Genomic DNA, 16,297 nt, shown 5'->3' on the forward strand with positions numbered 1-16,297 from the left:
CCCCGTCAGTAATTAGTATTACTTTTTAATACATCACGGCGGTGTTTCTGTCAATGGTATTCAATTACCCATCACTTGTTGGCAGGCATTTAATACTCCGATTTTCAACTCCGGTATCAAAGACACAATTGTTCTCCCTTCAAGCTGTTATTTTACACAATTTCCAACCACTGGTATTTTGCTGCGTATCCCAATACCGGGCATACAAGCCGTTATTATTAAGCAATTCGGAATGTTTCCCCTCTTCTATAATATGTCCGTTTTCCAGTACTATAATTTTATCGGCATTACGAATGGTCTGGAGTTTATGGGCAATCACCAGCACTGTTTTCTCTTTTACCAGTTCAGCCATAGCCTGCTGTATATAAATTTCATTTTCCGGATCCAGCGAAGCAGTGGCTTCATCCAGCAATACGATAGGAGCATCTTTAAGCAAGGCACGCGCAATTGAGATACGTTGTTTTTGTCCGCCCGAGAGATGCGAGCCCCCTTCACCCACTTTTGTATTAATTCCCTGTGGCAAAACATCCAAAAATTCTTTAACCTGGGCTTTTTCCGCTGCCTGCATAATATCCGCTTCAGTGGCATCGGGTTTTCCGATTTTTATATTATTGTAAACAGTATCATCAAAAAGATATACATCCTGAAAAACCTGACTAATAAGACTATAAACCGTTGAAGGAGACATTTCTTTTACATCTTCGTTGCCAATAGTTACGCTGCCTTTTTGAACATCCCAAAACCGCGCCACCAGATTGGCGATCGTTGTTTTTCCTGAGCCCGATGCCCCGACCAGGGCAGTAAGTCCTTTTTCCGGAACAGTAAAACTTACATCTTTTAAAATTTCCCGGTCAATATAGGAAAAAGTCACATTTTTAAACTCTATATTATATTTCTCCGGTTTAATATCTTTTCCCACCGCCTGCAAAGGAGATTTCATTAATTGAATGATTCTTTTCACACTAACACTCATATAACGCAACAAGGCATAATCAACCATCAGAAGTTTAAGCGGCTCAAATAATCTGTAGCCTACAATTAAAAATGCAATAAAAACCGGAATTGTCATGGTGGCGCCGTTAATTCTTCCGATTCCCAGGTAAACCATAAGCAGGAAAAAAAGTTCAAAAACTACAAACGAGGTTATAACAAACGGGCCGGGAATAACTTCAAGTTTTATACTGTTTTTTCTAAGCTCATTAAATGCCTGCTTTAATATGGAAAACCGGTCGCCGGTCCGGTTAAACGCTTTTAAATGCCGTATTCCCTGGATATATTCTATAAACCGGCTGCTGGTTTCATTACGTGAGGCTATATGTTTTTGGCCGGGCTTTTGCATTACTTTACCGGCAATAATGACAAATAAAAATGCCAGCGGTATTGCCAAAACCATTAGCAGCGCCAATTCCCAGCTTAATACCAAAAGAAAAAGCGACAGAAAAAATGTTCCGAATATTGCTCCAAATATCTCCTGATTCGTATGCGAAAATATTATTTCAAAATTGCTTACATCCTGCAGTACCACTGACGCCAAATCTCCCGGGTCACGCCGCTTATAAAAACCCAGCGAGAGTTTTTGCAGATGGTCTCCCAGTATTATCCGTAGCTTTGAGGTCATGGTGTGAATAACCTGGTTCGTATTCAGCATGACCCGGCGAGCTATCCACAATTGCCCGACAAACATTATTGCCATTACAATAATTTGTGTCCAAATCTTTTGTATGTTGGGATCGTCTTTAAACAATTCCCAAATCACGATCAAAAGTATTCCAGTGGGCGCTGCCAGAAACATGCCATGCAAAAACTCACCCCAGGCAATTTTACTAATCCTGGTATCGGTTATTTTAAAAAAATATAATATGTTTTTTAACATGACGATACTGCCTCCTGATTAATGATTTCAAATTCTTTTGCACGGGTATGTGCGTTCCACATCCTGGTATAGAGCTCGCTCTTTTTCAGCAATTGGGAGTATGTGCCTATAGCTGCCACTTCTCCCTTATCCAACACTACGATTTGTTCAACATTAGCAATTGTGGAAAGCCGGTGCGCAATGATTATCACGGTTTTATTTTGAATCAGCTCGCTGAATGCTTCCATGATTAAATGTTCGTTTTCCGGATCACTAAAAGCAGTTGCCTCATCCAGAATCAGTACTGGCGCATTTTTCAAAACCACTCTTGCCAGTTGAATCCGCTGCTGCTCGCCGCCGCTAAGATGAACACCTTTATCTCCAAAATGCGTAGCATAGCTTTCCGGCAGTTTCATAATAAATTCATGACAACGGGCTTTTTTGGCGGCTGCCATAACCTCGTCTTTGGTTTTATCCATTCCCATAAGAATGTTGTCATATATACTCTGATAAAACATCATATTATCCTGAAATACAAATCCGACATTCTGCATCAGGCTGCCAATATCCAGATCATTAATATTAATCCCGCCCAGGGTTATGCTTCCGGATTTCACGTCATAAAAGCGCGCTACCAGTTGTCCGGCAGTAGATTTCCCGGAACCCGAAGGCCCTACCAATGCGGTTATACTGCCCGGGGGAACTTTAAAACTCACATCTTTTAAAACTTTAATTTCTTCAGTATAGGAAAAATTAACCTGATTGAATTCCAGCGTAAAATTTTCGGGGTTTGCTTTTGTTCCGTTTTTTTGTTCTTTTATTTCAAATAATATTTCATCCATTCGTTTCACACCATGGCTTATCATAACAATCTGTGTGCTAAGTGAAACCAGCGCGAATACCGGACGTATATAGCCTGCGCCTAAAATCAAAAACAGGAAAAACACAGACAAACTAAGACCGGCTTTAAAATAAAGATACAAACCAAAGGCTAATACCGGAAGCAGAGCATTGGTTAAAAAACTCATCAGCATTCCCCAAACCGGTGCTGATATTTTCGCCCACTTTTTTACATATAAATCAAATTCATTTACAGTTCCGCTATATCGGGTAAAGGCAGCGGCCGATTGTCCAAATATTTTCATAACCGGCATAGCGCGTACAAATTCCACAATCCCGGCATTCATGTCTTCCAGTGAATCATGATACTTTTTCATGGTTTTCTTTGATCTTTCCGTTCCCATCATCATTGAAACCGCAAATACCAAAATGATCAAAGGGACAAAACTAATCAAGGCTAATCGCCAGTCGGCAATAAAAAGGTAGGTAAGCATAATCACCGGCAGTGCAACGGCTTTTACCATATCCGGTATGCCGTGGGCGATAAAGGTTTCAATCCGTTCAACATCATCGGATAATATTTTCTTTAATGCTCCTGAGCTGCGCGTGCTGACATATCCCATGGGCAGCTTCCCCAGTTTTTCAGCAATCTTCACACGCAATTCATACAGTATATTAAAAGCCGCTATATGCGATGCCATTCCCGCAGCAAACATCAGTAAAAATGATATGGCAATAGCAACACCCGCCCACATCAAATATGTTCCGATATTCGGATTTGCCACCTGTCCGCCTAAAAGTTCTTTTAGTATATAAAAAATCAGTACATAAGGAATCATGGTAAGCACAGCATGAAAGGTCACTGTTATTCCGGATACTATCAGCAATCCTTTTCTGTCTCCCGCTATTTCCAGCAAACGGGCTATCCCTGATTTCGGTTTTTTTTGTTTCATTATTCATTCTCCCTCAAAAAAATTAAAATATACCGCGGTACTTGTTTCATATACTTGCGATACGATTCTCCATAGGTTTTTATACAATATACTTCTTCAGCTTTAATCATTTGGTGAGTAAAGGCTAAATATACTCCGGTTATAATCAGCATAATCCACGAAGCAGCCGCTATGGAAATACCAACAAGAATAAAACTACTGAAAAAATAGAGAGGATTACGCGATACTTTATACAGCCCTTGTGTGATGGCTTTATTCAAAGGAGCCTTGGCGTAATTAATATTGGCAATAGTATAGAATACAAATCCTATAATACTGATAAGCAGACCAACATAAAACCCCATAGAGCCTGTTTGTAAAGGCACCCAGACGGAATATATAAACAGCCCATACCAAAAAATAAAGGACATGATCATCAGATTTTTTTCTCTTTTCCCAAACCATGACGTATCCACGGCACGTTTCGCGCCTTTTTCGTTTATTAATAGCGGGAAAATCATCATAAAAACATTAAACAAAAGCACAGGTATCCAGGCATTCAATAAACCAATTTTTAATTCAGGCAGAAAAGACACAATTCCCCTCCTTTTCTTACTCCTTCATCTTTTGAATTCCAACCTTACTTTTTCAGCGTTTCGGGAAATTTATATCCTTCAGTCTCACTAATTTCAAAAACACCCTCTGGTTTTGTCAGCAGCACTTTTTTGACTAATGCCTGTATTTCCGCCCGCTTTTCCTCCTGCTCTTTTTGCGAAACTTGATTGTCTTTGGCTGACATTTTTTTAAAATAACTCCCAAATTCTTTCTGTTGTTCGGAAGACATTAGCTTAAATTTATTAAAAACCGCTTTCACCATTTTTCCGTTATCTTTACGTTGAAATATCAAGACCAGCTTTCCCGGCGAAGCGGGTTTTAAGGCTTCATCAACCGCCAGATCACCTTTATTTATCTTCCCCCTTCCATAAAAAGAGCGCGCGCCCGTTATATGAGAAGCAACATCGAGCAGACAATTAGGCGCCATACCGGCAACCCGAACATTCCCCCTCACGGGCGTGCTGTCCGGATAAAGTAGAGCAAGCGCTTTTTTGGTAAGCATAAAACCAGCGGCAATTCCCGGACAAACATGTCCGGTATATACGGCAACATCCGTCACTTTAATGACAAGCGCAGCTTTTCCCTCAGGCATCGAACCCACCAGACTAATCAACGGATCAATCACCTCAATAACCGGCGCTTGTTCATAAAATGGCTGCCAGTGATTACCTGACGCCAGCGCCGCCTCTCCCATACTTAAAAAAACCATTACCCCTAAAATTCCCTGCAATATTCTCCTCAACATTATTTCCACCTCTCTCTGGTAATATATTAGCGGATCGGCAATTAAGCTTACCTCACTGCCTTTATCCACATCATGCTTCCCTTTCCTTGCCAAACGGCTTGGTCCACACAATCAGCACCGGGGTGACCAGATAATCCGTAAACAAAGCCGCAAAAATCGCCACAATGGTATAAAGTCCGATGTTAGAATACATTTTGTCCATAGAGGTTAAATACGCCGCAAATCCCAGTCCCAGAATTAAGGTGGTCATAAACAGCGCTTTACCTACGGTCCGGAAGGTTTCCCGTATGGCATCCCGGTAATTTCCCCTTCTAAAAAATTCCAACTTGCAATGATTAATAAAATGAATGGTATCATCCACTGCCAGGCCGATAATCATGGGTCCGATTATCATGGTCATCATATCCAGCGGGGTTTCAAGGAAACCCATCAGACCGCCGGCAAAAAGAGCAGGCACAGCATTCGGTATCATGCCGATTAATCCGGTTTTCAGGCTGGCAAACACAATTATCATGAGAAGCGTTATAACTATTATGGCTATTCCCAGCGAACGAATCTGTCCCTTGGTTATATAAAGCGACATTACGGAATACTGGACTGCCACGCCTACTACTCCGGATTTCGCGTCAGTAAAAAGTTCCTGCGTCCGTTTCCCAATGTAATCCCACTGTTTTTCAAACTCTTTAGCCTCAAAATCACCTACATCCGCGCTTATCCGAAGAGTAGTATAGTCATAATCAACCCAATTTTCAGCCTCGGTTCCTCCGGAATTTTCGTACAAGAGCAGAAGCTGGGCTATGAGATTCTTATCATCAGGAATACGGTAATACTCAGGATCATCGTTGTGCATAACCTGATTCAGATCTTTTACAATATCCGCCAGAGAGGAAGCTCTTTTTACGCATGGTAATTTGCCGATCTCAGTTGTAAACACATCCAGGTTTTTCAGGATTTCCGGATCTTTGGCCCTATTTTCTTCCTGAAATTTAAGGATAACATCGTAAGACCACATAGCGCCCACTTTGGTATGATTAATATGCCAAAGATCAGCTCTGAACGGCACTTTTATCCCCATTTTTTTCATGCTCATATCAACTTCCAGTTTAGTAATCCCGGCAATCAGCGCAATCACAATCAGCGAAAAAATCACAATAATTTTCCTGGGATTAGCCAAAACCCAATCACTTAGTTTCATAAAACCCTGTTCAGCCCAACCGCCGCCTCTGGCAATAAACTCCGGATGCGGGTCCTTGTTTTTTCCAAAAGAAAGCAACGCGGGCGTAACCAGCATAACGATAATATAAGCGGCGATTACGCTGCATCCGGCTACAATCCCCATCCAGCGAACAGTCCTGATGGAAACAGCCAAAAAGGAAAAAAGCGCGGCAATCGTAGTAGCAGCCGTAAAAAAGATAGGCCAGCCGGTATGCTCTATGGCATGACAGATTGATTCTATTCTTTTCCCGGTAGCCAGAAATCTTTGTTTGAAAAAGTTGAAGACATGAACCGAGTAGCCCACGGAAACCGCCAGGGTCAGCAGCATCGGAACAATCATAACCGTATTATCAATCTTAATCCCCAGCCATCCCATGGCGCCGAAGACCCAAAGAAAGGAACTAACCGCAGTAAACAAGGGAACCACCACGCCTCTTAACGAACGTAGAAACAGGATAAGCGCAATCGTGATAATCAAAATGGACATCCCAAATATCCGGCCTGCCTCTTGGCTGTAAAAACCTCTCTTTTGGTAATTCAGCACCGGCATGCCGCTGGCCATGAGATTAAATTTCCTGTATTTATCCTGCGCAACAATTTCACACACTGTTCTTCCCACTACCAACTGGGGATAGTCTTTCATGCTGGTTTTACCGTTTTCCGGATAATTATTAAGCCGTAAAAGAATCCAGGCCTGTTTACCGTCATCTGAGAAAAGCCGGTTCACAAAAAGTGGTTTGGAAAACGCCCGTTGCTTTATTTTTGCGATTTTTTCCGGATCATCCGGGATCTCATCCGGCACAATATTGCCCACCACAAAACCATCATCCGTCCCTTGGGTAAAATCAAGGTCGGTTATAGACGTTAATTTGTCCGCATAAGGAACTTTGGCTTTAAGTTCTTGGCCGAGTTCCCGCATCATCTGCAAAACATCCGGCGAAAAAACATCCTCCGCCTCTACCAACACAGCTGCGTATTCACTATTCCCGAATATTTCTTCAAACTCTTGCTTGGCAATCACCAGCGGATCATCCGCCAAAAACCAGCTCTCATTTGACAGGTCCATCTTGATTTGCTTCATGCCCACCACTGCCCCCACATCCAGAACAATTAGACCGACTATGATCAGCCAGCGAAATTTAATTGCTGTTTTGGCCGCCCGGCTGAACCATTGGTTAATTCTTTCAAGTTTTTTAGTCATTTTTTATTTCCTCCTGTTGTTAGTCTTGTCTAACACTTATTTCAAATTTTTTTATCAAAAACTATATTTACACTGCACCCAGCCGTGATCATTTTTATCTATTTGCGCCATATAGCCGCTTTTTCCAAAAATACCATTCACTCCCAGCGCCACATGTAACGCATCGGTCAAAGCATAATCCGCATATATTTGAATATAACCTTCTTCAAATTCCAGACCACAAAAACCACTTACGCTTATTTCCAATAATTGATCGATTAGTTTTTTGGATAAGCTGAGTGTTACCATCCAATCCTGTTCCTCTTTCTCCAGCGCATTATTAAAATTTAGTATCCACTCATTAACTATTTGACTGCTGATTGCCCAATCATTTCCCGGCGACCAATCAACACCCAGCAGTGTTTTCAAACAATGATGGGTATAAACCGTCTCATCCGTCATCACCTTCCCCAATAGCGGTTCATTAATAAAAAAACCGCTTTCAAAACGCCAGACCAGATTCCCCCAGGGCTTGGCAGCATCCAGTCCTGTCATTTGCCGGCGATAAAATTCCGGTATAACACTTATCTGCAATGGATCCCCGGTTTGCGTAATGCTCCTGTGCTGTAGCGGTTCATCCTGCCAGCCGTAATACCCATACCAGGAAGCATCCATCCAGCTTGTGTTCATGGTAACCCTAAGACCCAGTTCGCTGTTTTCGACCTTGTTTTCAGGTGGGATGGAATCAAGCAGTTGTAATTGAATCGTATCAGGTACCTTCATCCGGCAGGCCCATTGCGAGCCAGGCTCAGGCAGTATGGAAGGAGTAAAACCAGATATCCATATTCCTGCTATACGAATAAACTCAAAATGTTTCTGAATTTTTACAGCATCAACAGCCATACGCATGTCAGCAAACTCTCTGGTTATAAAATCCGACTGATCTTTGGGCGAGATAATATCGGTTATAATTAAACCATCAGCTTTGCCCCATATAATAATTTGGCGGCCAATACGTATATCCCACTCGTCTTCCAGATAATCCATATAGGCTTCGCGTATTTGAATCGTACTTTTTTCATCTGACAACCTATCCTGCCGGGCATTCAAACGAACCGTCATCTCAGCCTGCTGTTCACGTATGGTTGTTTCCAGCCGCAGCCCGGTTTTTGATGCCAGCCAGGAATAATCATCATGAAGAATCACGGCATGATAACTTTCTAAATACCCTTTGCACTCCGCATCCCATGCGTTGCCGCTGTTGGCAACCGCCAGACAAAACAGCAGCATAACCGTTTTCTTTATATCTCCCCGGTTCATCTGATGCGCCCTCTTTCCAGCGTGTTGATTCGGAAAAGCGAATCCTTTAAGTCCTGATTATATTGCACATCGGAAAATTCCAGAATAGTGCTGTGCTTTCTTACTTTATTTTCCATCTTCATTTTCATAATAGTCCAGAAGCCATCAACCTGCTTTATTTCCAGAATATGCAGTGTTTTTAAAAGCCTTCCCTGGCGGCCGTAGTACTCCACATAGATTGGCATGAGATTATCCTTATTGATCCAGCTTATTTTTTTGGAATACATATAATCCTTGTCTTTTGAAACAGCCTGCAAAACCCAGCATTTATTTCCTTCTCTTTCTTCTTCTTTTAATAACTGAAAGATATCTTCATCAATATTACGATTACCCATATCATCATAGGTAAAATCCGATCCCATAAAATAATCATTTTTACCGGCTCCTGATATACGTCTGGTTTTCCGCAAAGCCGGCATATAAAGCCATTTATCATCATCTTTTTTGGGATCATCATAATCAAATTGTAAAAACCCGGTTCCCTTCACATCAGCCGGCGCTTTAAAAACCATAATGCTTTTGGAATCCCGGCCATATTCTTTTGAATAAGAAATAATCTCCCGAATCCGCTTACGCCCTCTTTTATTTACCAAAGTCATGGTCAGATTATTTTTACGCTCATCACCGTCCGGCCGGTTGTCAACCGCAATTGCAATATCACGCCCGGTTAACACGCTGTTTTCCGCAGCATAAACCATCTGCCCTCCGACCACAATGACTGCAATTACTCCTGTTAAAAATATTATTCTTTTCATTCGTTTTTCCTCCTGGTTGTTAGTCTTGTCTAACTTTAGAATCATAAAAAAAACGTTCATCAATACTCCGAACATCTGGTTATTACTTGTTTTTATTTGTCTTCTTTTTTAACGTTCTTTCCTGATTCTTTATCAAGGCCGCATATCCATAATATGAAAACTTAATAACCTGTTCAGCGCACCTTTGCATCTCTGCATAACCGACATTATGCATCAGCATTTCTACAATAGTATTCACATAAAAAGCGCTGGTATTATGAACGAAAAATTTTGAAAACTTAGTTGTTATTGCCCGGCTTTCTGATTTCCTCAACCGCTCCAGATAAGCAACACAAATATCGGTATATTCATCAATTACATAATCTTTAAAATCATGCAACCGCGATCCTTCCGCGCTAAATGCTAAAAGCTTCAGATCATCCCGATAACACTCAACGAATTTCATTACTTTTTCCGTCATTACGCTATTCTGTTGATAACTCACCATCAGCTTTCCCGGAGGAGGAGACTCATTTTGTATATTGCGCAACGCCTGTTTGATTTTAGTGACCGTCGGCTTCAGGACTTCCGTAAACAACATATCTTTATTCTTAAAGTATGTGTATACATTACTCAATGAACAGCCCGCATTTTTAGCAATTACACGCAGCTTGGCGTCTCTGAAACCATTTTTGCTAAACTCCCGCCTGGCCGCATTCAGGACATTTTGCCTTACTGCTTCTTTTGTAATCTGCACTTACATCATCTCCCTGCAATACCGTTCATTGTTCGTTATTAATTATAGCATTTGTTGCTGCGTTGTCAATTATTTTATTTGCCTTGACGGAAGCTATCCGTTACGCCTTGACATAAGTTTTTCTTGTCTATTGAAATAGCGCATGATAATATCTCGGAAAATCAATAGAATTACCTGGAGGTTCAAATTATGAAAAGATTTGGGAAAATCGGAGCAGGTATTATTTTCGGAGTTATTTTCGGCATTGTTGATATAACACCTATGATCTTTATGAAAATGACCTGGGATACATTGCTGTCCGCATTTTCTATGTGTGTAATCGGGGGCTTCCTCATAGCAACCTCAAATTTAAAACTGAATAATATTTTAAAAGGAATAGTGATTTTCTTTTTGATAGCTATTCCCATGATAATAGTAGTCGGTACCGGCGCTCCCCAAGAGTTGCTTCCCATGCTGTTTACAAATCTGATTATAGGCAGCTTGCTGGGATATTTCATTGGCCGTTTTGGAGAAAAACAAATTGGCTAAATATGGATAAATCATAAATTCAGAAAAAGATTTTGAGGTTGTTGGATTAATATATTTGCTGTTTATGAAATATATTTTATCCGCTTTAATATTCGTAATACAAAAAGAGTGATAATGCGGGAATCCTCTTTTTTATTCGAAAATTCCTGCTGTTTATAAACCATATAAATGCTCTCCGGTCTAAAGCACATTGATTTGCCGGTTTTTGCCAAAAGTTCCTTTATCATTTGCTTGAATCGCTTATCCGCATGATATGCCGAATAGCGGCTGATCACTTCCAGCATATGTAAAAGATCATACCAAACCAATGGAAATTTCAATTTGCGAAAATTAGTTCCAATGCCGAACAAATAATATTTTTTCTCCTTCTGTTTCTCCCAATGCACTAAAAGCGCTTCCACCGCTCTCTTTGCCGCCGGGCTTTTTATCGCCTGGCGGTCTTCACTAAATGCTTTGGCAACAATTAAATTTGCATAGGGACAAAAATCGTCTTTTCTACCCGGTCCGCGGAATTTAGACAGTGATCCCCGGCACCGGTATCCATTCTCGTCTACCAGGTTGCGCAGCGTCAGTACGGCTTTTTTCGTATTTTCATCCTTAACACCCATTTTTAATAAGGCGTAAAGAATTGTTGGGAAATCACACAACATCCAGGTTAATTCCGCCTGGCCGCTCCCGCCAAAATGAGTAGGTATGTTCATTAAAATTTCAGGAATTCCTTGTAAATTTGTATGCTTATATATCTGCCGAATAATTTGCGACATGCCGGGATCAGTACTTTGCAGGCCTAAATCCGCCAGCATGGCTAAGCGGTGAATAAGTAAATCCGGCTTATTGTGTTGCCGTAAAACATGCTGAGTCCAGGTTTTACATAGTTTAATGTTTTCCTGAATAAAGGAATCACGCAACAGCATTCCCCTGTCCGCAGCTTTTGGCTCTAATAACTTTTGAGCATTATAGCGTATATAATCATCTTCAGCATTGAGCAGCCATTGTTGGGTTATCTCCGGCCTTACCTTAATTTCACTAAAATACAATTTTTCCGGCCCACAATTGCTCAAGAAATATTGCCCAGGGTAAAATATATACTTCATTAACTACTCTGGGTTTAGGGTCCAAAGAAATTATAATGACTTTTTTTACCTTATATTCATACTAAAAAATACGCAAGTTTTTAATATGCGCGAAACCGCCATTTCCACGGCTTTAACTTCCGGGGCTACTTCATTATCACCTAATATGAAATCAACTTCTAACTGCGAAGCGGTCCGCCAATAGCTTATGGGATAATTTAAGTTGGAGTAATGACTATGGGCCGTAAGTTCCTGAAAAATAAAATGTTCAAATGTCTTTCCAAAGGATTCACTGCGATATTGGATTTTTTCCCGTTTCAAAATAATAAAATCAGCAATCCCCAGTCAAGTATATTTCCAGGCACTATTAGGAGCTATTTTTCCTTTGCAGAGACAGGTCTCCTTGTCCTGACTGTCCTGCAAAAATCCGTCTCTGCAAAGGAAGGGGGCACTTTATTTAAAACATACAGGAAATATTAACAAAAACAAACCGTCCCGGTTCATTGACAATTTTAGGATTTGCTCCGGAACCTCCCACCACATCCCACTCGTAGGAATTGGCTACTGCATATGCCTTATCTAAAATATTCTCAATCCCCACATTGACAACAAAAGGATGATATTCGTATCCTGCCCGGAGGTTAAAAACATTCCATCCCAACACCTCCTGTTCACCTGCATCAGCATCAACATTCCCGGCCTTTTCAGAATGTATCCAGTCTACTATCCCAAAAAAACCGGAATTATCATAACTTAATGCCAACCTGGTTTTCAGCGGAGGAATCTGAGCCAGATCCTGGTCTTCATTATTTAACGGCTGTGTTTCTTTGGTTCCGCGTTGACAGGCAACCGCAGCTTCCAGACTGGTATTATAAACCAGGTCTATCACAATTTTCAGATCCGCCCCATACATGCGGGCATTGATATTCGTCCAGGTCTTAGGCGGACCGGATTGCTGATAAATATAATCCTTTAGCAAACTGTAAAACCCCTTGGCTCGCAGACTAAAACCATTTCTCTCCATCTGGATGCCAATATCCGCCTCAGTGTTTCGCGTAGGCTTCAAATCCGGATTGCCGTAAAAACCGCCGGATGCCTGGAGATACCGTTCAGCGCCTGTTGGTGTCCGGACACTATGCCCTACACCGCCGAATAGGTTAAGCTCATCCGTTAAAAAATATTTCCCGAATATATAACCGCTCGGAAATATTTCGGAATCTTTGTTCGTATCTGTCAGATTTTGACTAAATATCAAAACGCTGTCTTCAAGTTTCTTAGCCTCATTTTGAAACCAATCCCCGCGCAAACCAAAACTCATTAAAACCTTGTCCATTTCCTTGTCCGCTTTGATATAGAGTCCGATGTCCTGCGTTTCCACATCTGGAAATAAATACGGTTTAGTAATTATTCCGGTATCCTTATTAATCTGGAGGCCATTCCATTTGCGCACGTAAAAATCAACGCCATAAGTCAACAAGGCCCAACCACTGTCTTGCTGATTTTCAATTTTAGCGCCTACAAACGAGGTCATGACATCATTAGCCATATATACCGAAACATTCCGGTATTTGTTTGAAGGATCATGTTCCACCTGGTTATAATAGGCCTTTATTTTGATTTTTTTCGAAAAGCTGCCGAAATTTTCCAGCGTATATTCAATTGAACTCATATTGATTTTTTCAGATTCAATATCCATTCCCACCCGGGGTGTCATGATGTCTTTAGCATTGCCATATTTGTAATCCAAAAGCAGGGACTGATTTTCCGTTAGATTGAAGAGCACTTTACCCCAAACATCATGTTTTTGAAAAGCTTTCATATCCCGGGCTTCCTCACTATATCCCGGATTATAATCACTTAATTGATTGCCCGCGCCATCCTGGTACTGCCCGGACTCGGAGTAACTGTAGCCCAATAATCCCCGTACCAGAGAATTTCCTCCATTAACCAGCAATCCTCCGCTGATAAAACCAAAACTTCCATATTTTCCGAAAATATCCGTATTCATGCCTTTCCTGGGTCTGCGGGTTACAATATTAATATTGCCGCCCAGGGCACCGGCCCGAGTCACATCAAAAGGCCCTTGAGTAATTTCCAGGCGTTCAATATTCAATAAACTCAGATGGGACAAAGACGGATCCTTTCTGCTGCCGCAAGCGCCTTCCAAAAGCGTGTCATCTACAAAAAACCCAAGATTGGATTGACTGAATCCCCGAATAGCCACTTCATTGCCATAGGCGCCTTTGCGTATCATAGTAGCTTCTATGTATTCGTCTGATAGGATTTCCGCCAAATCCACTACTTTATGTGCTCTTAACAGCTTGCGATTAATCCGTTCGGTTTCCATACCTTCGCCTGCGGGTTCTGCTTTAATGACAAGCTTATCCATAATATATATTTCCTGAGCCTTTGCCAAAGAGCCGCTTATAAGAACTCCCAGCATACAACCAAGACAGCACAATCCTGTGCTTTTTATGCCGTAAAAAAACATAGTATTCCTCCTGTTTTAAATATTTCATTGGTTTTTAATTATTTAGACGGCAATGGTTGCAGGAGGCGCGCGCGGGGAAAAGCAGAAGTATTTATTCTGCAATAAAAGTGCTTTGCAATGTATTAGAACTACTTTTTGATAAACAATATAAAATGTAAAAAAACTATCCTGTGAAGAAGTCTTAAATATATTTTTCCAAAAACACATCGCACATTTATGCTGCTTGTCCTGGCGGCAATTTTCGGAAATAATTGATTGCTTGAAGTATGGATTGGATTTCGCATTACAAACGCCGTTATTATGACAATGACCGGAACAATGTTGCGCCGAGCAAGTATGAAATACCGGAAAGCAGGAACCAATTGCCAGCCACAGATATTGAACTAAGATCAAAATCGAAATACATTTTTGAATTCGCATAAAAACACCTTCAGGGCGCGTATAGTAACTCTTTATTCTTTATTATAAATTCCCTCTTGGTCGCACAGTAACGCTTGAAAATTTTCTTCATCCGGCGAAGATGGTTTTCCTTACATTTTTATATTCCTGTTTTATTCATCTCATGTTCAAGGCCTCTTTTTTTCTTAATGAAATCCAGGCTATTGCTATCTGAACAATTGCAAAAGCTGAATAAATCATCAGTACAGAAAAACGGCCTTCAGTTAACCAATTAGCTCTTCCCATTTTTGCATACATAAAAACCGGCGTAACTATTAACAGCAGTATGGGAATTATAATATTCAGTTTATGCCAGATTACGCGTCCGGTATTTTTGTCACGCTCTTTCAGTGATAACATACCGGTAAGAATCGTCAGAATTGCCGGGATCGCGCCATGCGCTATAGCACCGAAATGCAGATAACCTGCTGACACAAAGATAATCTTTACTACCAGATACATCAGGCCGATAATCATATAACTATAATATGTTTTTTTATTTTGCATGTTTTTTATCCTCCGATTAATAAATAGCCATTATTGATATTTAACCAACAAATGTTGGTATAACCGATTTTCAGTATTTTCAATTAGTCTTTCCTGCCCGGGTAAAAACCGCCTTAGTTTTATCTCCCAGCAGCACAGCCTCTTCTATTTGAAAATTATATTTTTCAATAAACGCAGTTAAATTTCCAAGTCCAAAGTTAGTTGCGGATTTAGGCGGTTTGCCATAAGTTTTAAGATAACGAACAATCATTCCAATTTTACTAAAAAATCTCATGCCATCACCGGTAAAATCCAAAAGAAGTAAAATACCCCCCGGTTTAAGAACACGCCTTGCTTCCTGAAGCGCTCTTCCCGGATCAGAGATTACATGGATCAGATTCGCCATAAAAACAGAATCAAAGGATTCATCTTCGTAATGCAGATTAAGGCAGTCCGCTTTCTCCAATTCAATTTCCGGATTGCCTTTTAAGGCGTTTTTTACTGCCCCTAGCATTTCCCCGGAAAAATCAGTGGCAATTATATTGTCAGCGCCGGTTGCTATAGCCTGTGTGTACATACCATTTCCGCAGCCAAGTTCCAGCAGGCTGCCCAGATTTTTCTGCCGCTGCAATTTTTCTTTAACTATGCCGATTGTTTCCGCGCCGACTACATATTCATTTCTTTTATCAAAATCCTCGGCAAATTTTGACCAGTAGGTTTCCTTTTGTCCCGGTATTAATGACATAATTTCCCTCCTGGTAATTTGTTAGTTATGGAAAAGTTGTCATACCCGAATAAATTTATCGGGTATCCAGTGACTTTTAAGCCTTTGAAAATCAAAGCCGCTGGATTCCGCCCCGATTAACTACATACCGGGGTGACGAAATGCCGGAATGACGATGCAACAAATAAACGAAACATCCTTTCCGTAACAGGAACTATTTAGTAATCTTAAAAGTCATTAATGCTCTCAATTTTTCACTTCCTTTATCAAATTCCCGTTTTCTCAGCGATAGTGACCTCAAGCCCAAGGGAGAATTAACTATTCAGGA

General features: G+C 40.9%; 14 protein-coding genes. 1 reads left to right on the forward strand and 13 read right to left on the reverse strand.

Annotated features, from left to right (window positions below; translation table 11 throughout):
- Nucleotides 1-139: 139 nt before the first annotated feature.
- The 8 genes from K8S19_01415 to K8S19_01450 all read right to left on the reverse strand — a co-directional run bounded on the left by K8S19_01415 (nt 140) and on the right by K8S19_01450 (nt 10,229).
- Entirely contained in the window at nt 140-1,873 is a 1,734-nt protein-coding gene (locus K8S19_01415; protein MCD4812343.1) for an ABC transporter ATP-binding protein/permease, read from the reverse strand.
- Entirely contained in the window at nt 1,867-3,618 is a 1,752-nt protein-coding gene (locus K8S19_01420; protein ID MCD4812344.1) for an ABC transporter ATP-binding protein/permease, read from the reverse strand. Before K8S19_01420 ends, K8S19_01415 begins: the two co-directional genes overlap by 7 nt.
- Nucleotides 3,619-3,644: 26 nt before the next feature.
- Nucleotides 3,645-4,220: an isoprenylcysteine carboxylmethyltransferase family protein gene (locus tag K8S19_01425; protein MCD4812345.1), complete on the reverse strand. Its 576-nt coding sequence runs from the start codon at nt 4,218-4,220 to the stop codon at nt 3,645-3,647.
- A gap of 44 nt (nt 4,221-4,264) precedes the next feature.
- Nucleotides 4,265-4,984 carry a formylmethanofuran dehydrogenase subunit E family protein gene (locus K8S19_01430; GenBank protein MCD4812346.1) on the reverse strand — a complete coding sequence of 240 codons (720 nt, stop codon included), beginning with the start codon at nt 4,982-4,984 and terminating at the stop codon, nt 4,265-4,267.
- A 70-nt stretch (nt 4,985-5,054) separates the two neighbouring features.
- A complete protein-coding gene (locus K8S19_01435; protein ID MCD4812347.1) occupies nt 5,055-7,400 on the reverse strand; it encodes an MMPL family transporter in 2,346 nt (781 codons plus the stop codon).
- Nucleotides 7,401-7,454: 54 nt separating this feature from the next.
- A complete protein-coding gene (locus K8S19_01440; protein MCD4812348.1) occupies nt 7,455-8,699 on the reverse strand; it encodes a hypothetical protein in 1,245 nt (414 codons plus the stop codon).
- The gene (locus tag K8S19_01445; GenBank protein MCD4812349.1) at nt 8,696-9,493 is read right to left on the reverse strand and encodes an outer membrane lipoprotein-sorting protein; all 798 of its coding nucleotides are present in this window, start codon (nt 9,491-9,493) and stop codon (nt 8,696-8,698) included. Before K8S19_01445 ends, K8S19_01440 begins: the two co-directional genes overlap by 4 nt.
- 82 nt (nt 9,494-9,575) lie before the next feature.
- Nucleotides 9,576-10,229 carry a TetR/AcrR family transcriptional regulator gene (locus tag K8S19_01450; protein MCD4812350.1) on the reverse strand — a complete coding sequence of 218 codons (654 nt, stop codon included), beginning with the start codon at nt 10,227-10,229 and terminating at the stop codon, nt 9,576-9,578.
- Between the two features lie 189 nt (nt 10,230-10,418).
- On the opposite strand from K8S19_01450, the gene K8S19_01455 reads away from it, so the two are divergent.
- Nucleotides 10,419-10,757, forward strand: a complete 339-nt coding sequence (locus K8S19_01455) for a hypothetical protein (GenBank protein MCD4812351.1) — start codon at nt 10,419-10,421, stop codon at nt 10,755-10,757.
- A 62-nt stretch (nt 10,758-10,819) separates the two neighbouring features.
- Here K8S19_01455 and K8S19_01460 read toward each other — a convergent pair whose 3' ends face one another.
- The 5 genes from K8S19_01460 to K8S19_01480 all read right to left on the reverse strand — a co-directional run bounded on the left by K8S19_01460 (nt 10,820) and on the right by K8S19_01480 (nt 15,990).
- Nucleotides 10,820-11,818: a hypothetical protein gene (locus K8S19_01460; GenBank protein ID MCD4812352.1), complete on the reverse strand. Its 999-nt coding sequence runs from the start codon at nt 11,816-11,818 to the stop codon at nt 10,820-10,822.
- Between the two features lie 78 nt (nt 11,819-11,896).
- Complete coding sequence (locus tag K8S19_01465) at nt 11,897-12,151, reverse strand: DUF4143 domain-containing protein (protein ID MCD4812353.1); 255 nt, start codon at nt 12,149-12,151, stop codon at nt 11,897-11,899.
- 136 nt (nt 12,152-12,287) lie between these two features.
- Complete coding sequence (locus K8S19_01470; protein ID MCD4812354.1) at nt 12,288-14,321, reverse strand: TonB-dependent receptor; 2,034 nt, start codon at nt 14,319-14,321, stop codon at nt 12,288-12,290.
- A gap of 555 nt (nt 14,322-14,876) precedes the next feature.
- Complete coding sequence (locus K8S19_01475; protein ID MCD4812355.1) at nt 14,877-15,266, reverse strand: hypothetical protein; 390 nt, start codon at nt 15,264-15,266, stop codon at nt 14,877-14,879.
- Between the two features lie 79 nt (nt 15,267-15,345).
- Nucleotides 15,346-15,990, reverse strand: coding sequence for a class I SAM-dependent methyltransferase (locus tag K8S19_01480; GenBank protein MCD4812356.1), 645 nt, complete (start codon nt 15,988-15,990; stop codon nt 15,346-15,348).
- Nucleotides 15,991-16,297 lie beyond the last annotated feature (307 nt).

The sequence above is a fragment of the bacterium genome (assembly GCA_021108215.1).
Lineage (GTDB): Bacteria > Oederibacteriota > JAAXVQ01 > JAAXVQ01 > JAUVAV01 > JAIORK01.

Excerpts from the sequence above, each read along its gene's own strand:
- K8S19_01480 (MCD4812356.1), bottom strand. The coding sequence starts at position 15,990 with ATGTCATTAATACCGGGACAAAAGGAAACCTACTGGTCAAAATTTGCC.
- K8S19_01470 (MCD4812354.1), bottom strand. The coding sequence starts at position 14,321 with ATGTTTTTTTACGGCATAAAAAGCACAGGATTGTGCTGTCTTGGTTGT.
- K8S19_01415 (MCD4812343.1), bottom strand. The coding sequence starts at position 1,873 with ATGTTAAAAAACATATTATATTTTTTTAAAATAACCGATACCAGGATT.
- K8S19_01475 (MCD4812355.1), bottom strand. The coding sequence starts at position 15,266 with ATGCAAAATAAAAAAACATATTATAGTTATATGATTATCGGCCTGATG.
- K8S19_01445 (MCD4812349.1), bottom strand. The coding sequence starts at position 9,493 with ATGAAAAGAATAATATTTTTAACAGGAGTAATTGCAGTCATTGTGGTC.
- K8S19_01440 (MCD4812348.1), bottom strand. The coding sequence starts at position 8,699 with ATGAACCGGGGAGATATAAAGAAAACGGTTATGCTGCTGTTTTGTCTG.
- K8S19_01435 (MCD4812347.1), bottom strand. The coding sequence starts at position 7,400 with ATGACTAAAAAACTTGAAAGAATTAACCAATGGTTCAGCCGGGCGGCC.
- K8S19_01455 (MCD4812351.1), top strand. The coding sequence starts at position 10,419 with ATGAAAAGATTTGGGAAAATCGGAGCAGGTATTATTTTCGGAGTTATT.
- K8S19_01430 (MCD4812346.1), bottom strand. The coding sequence starts at position 4,984 with ATGTTGAGGAGAATATTGCAGGGAATTTTAGGGGTAATGGTTTTTTTA.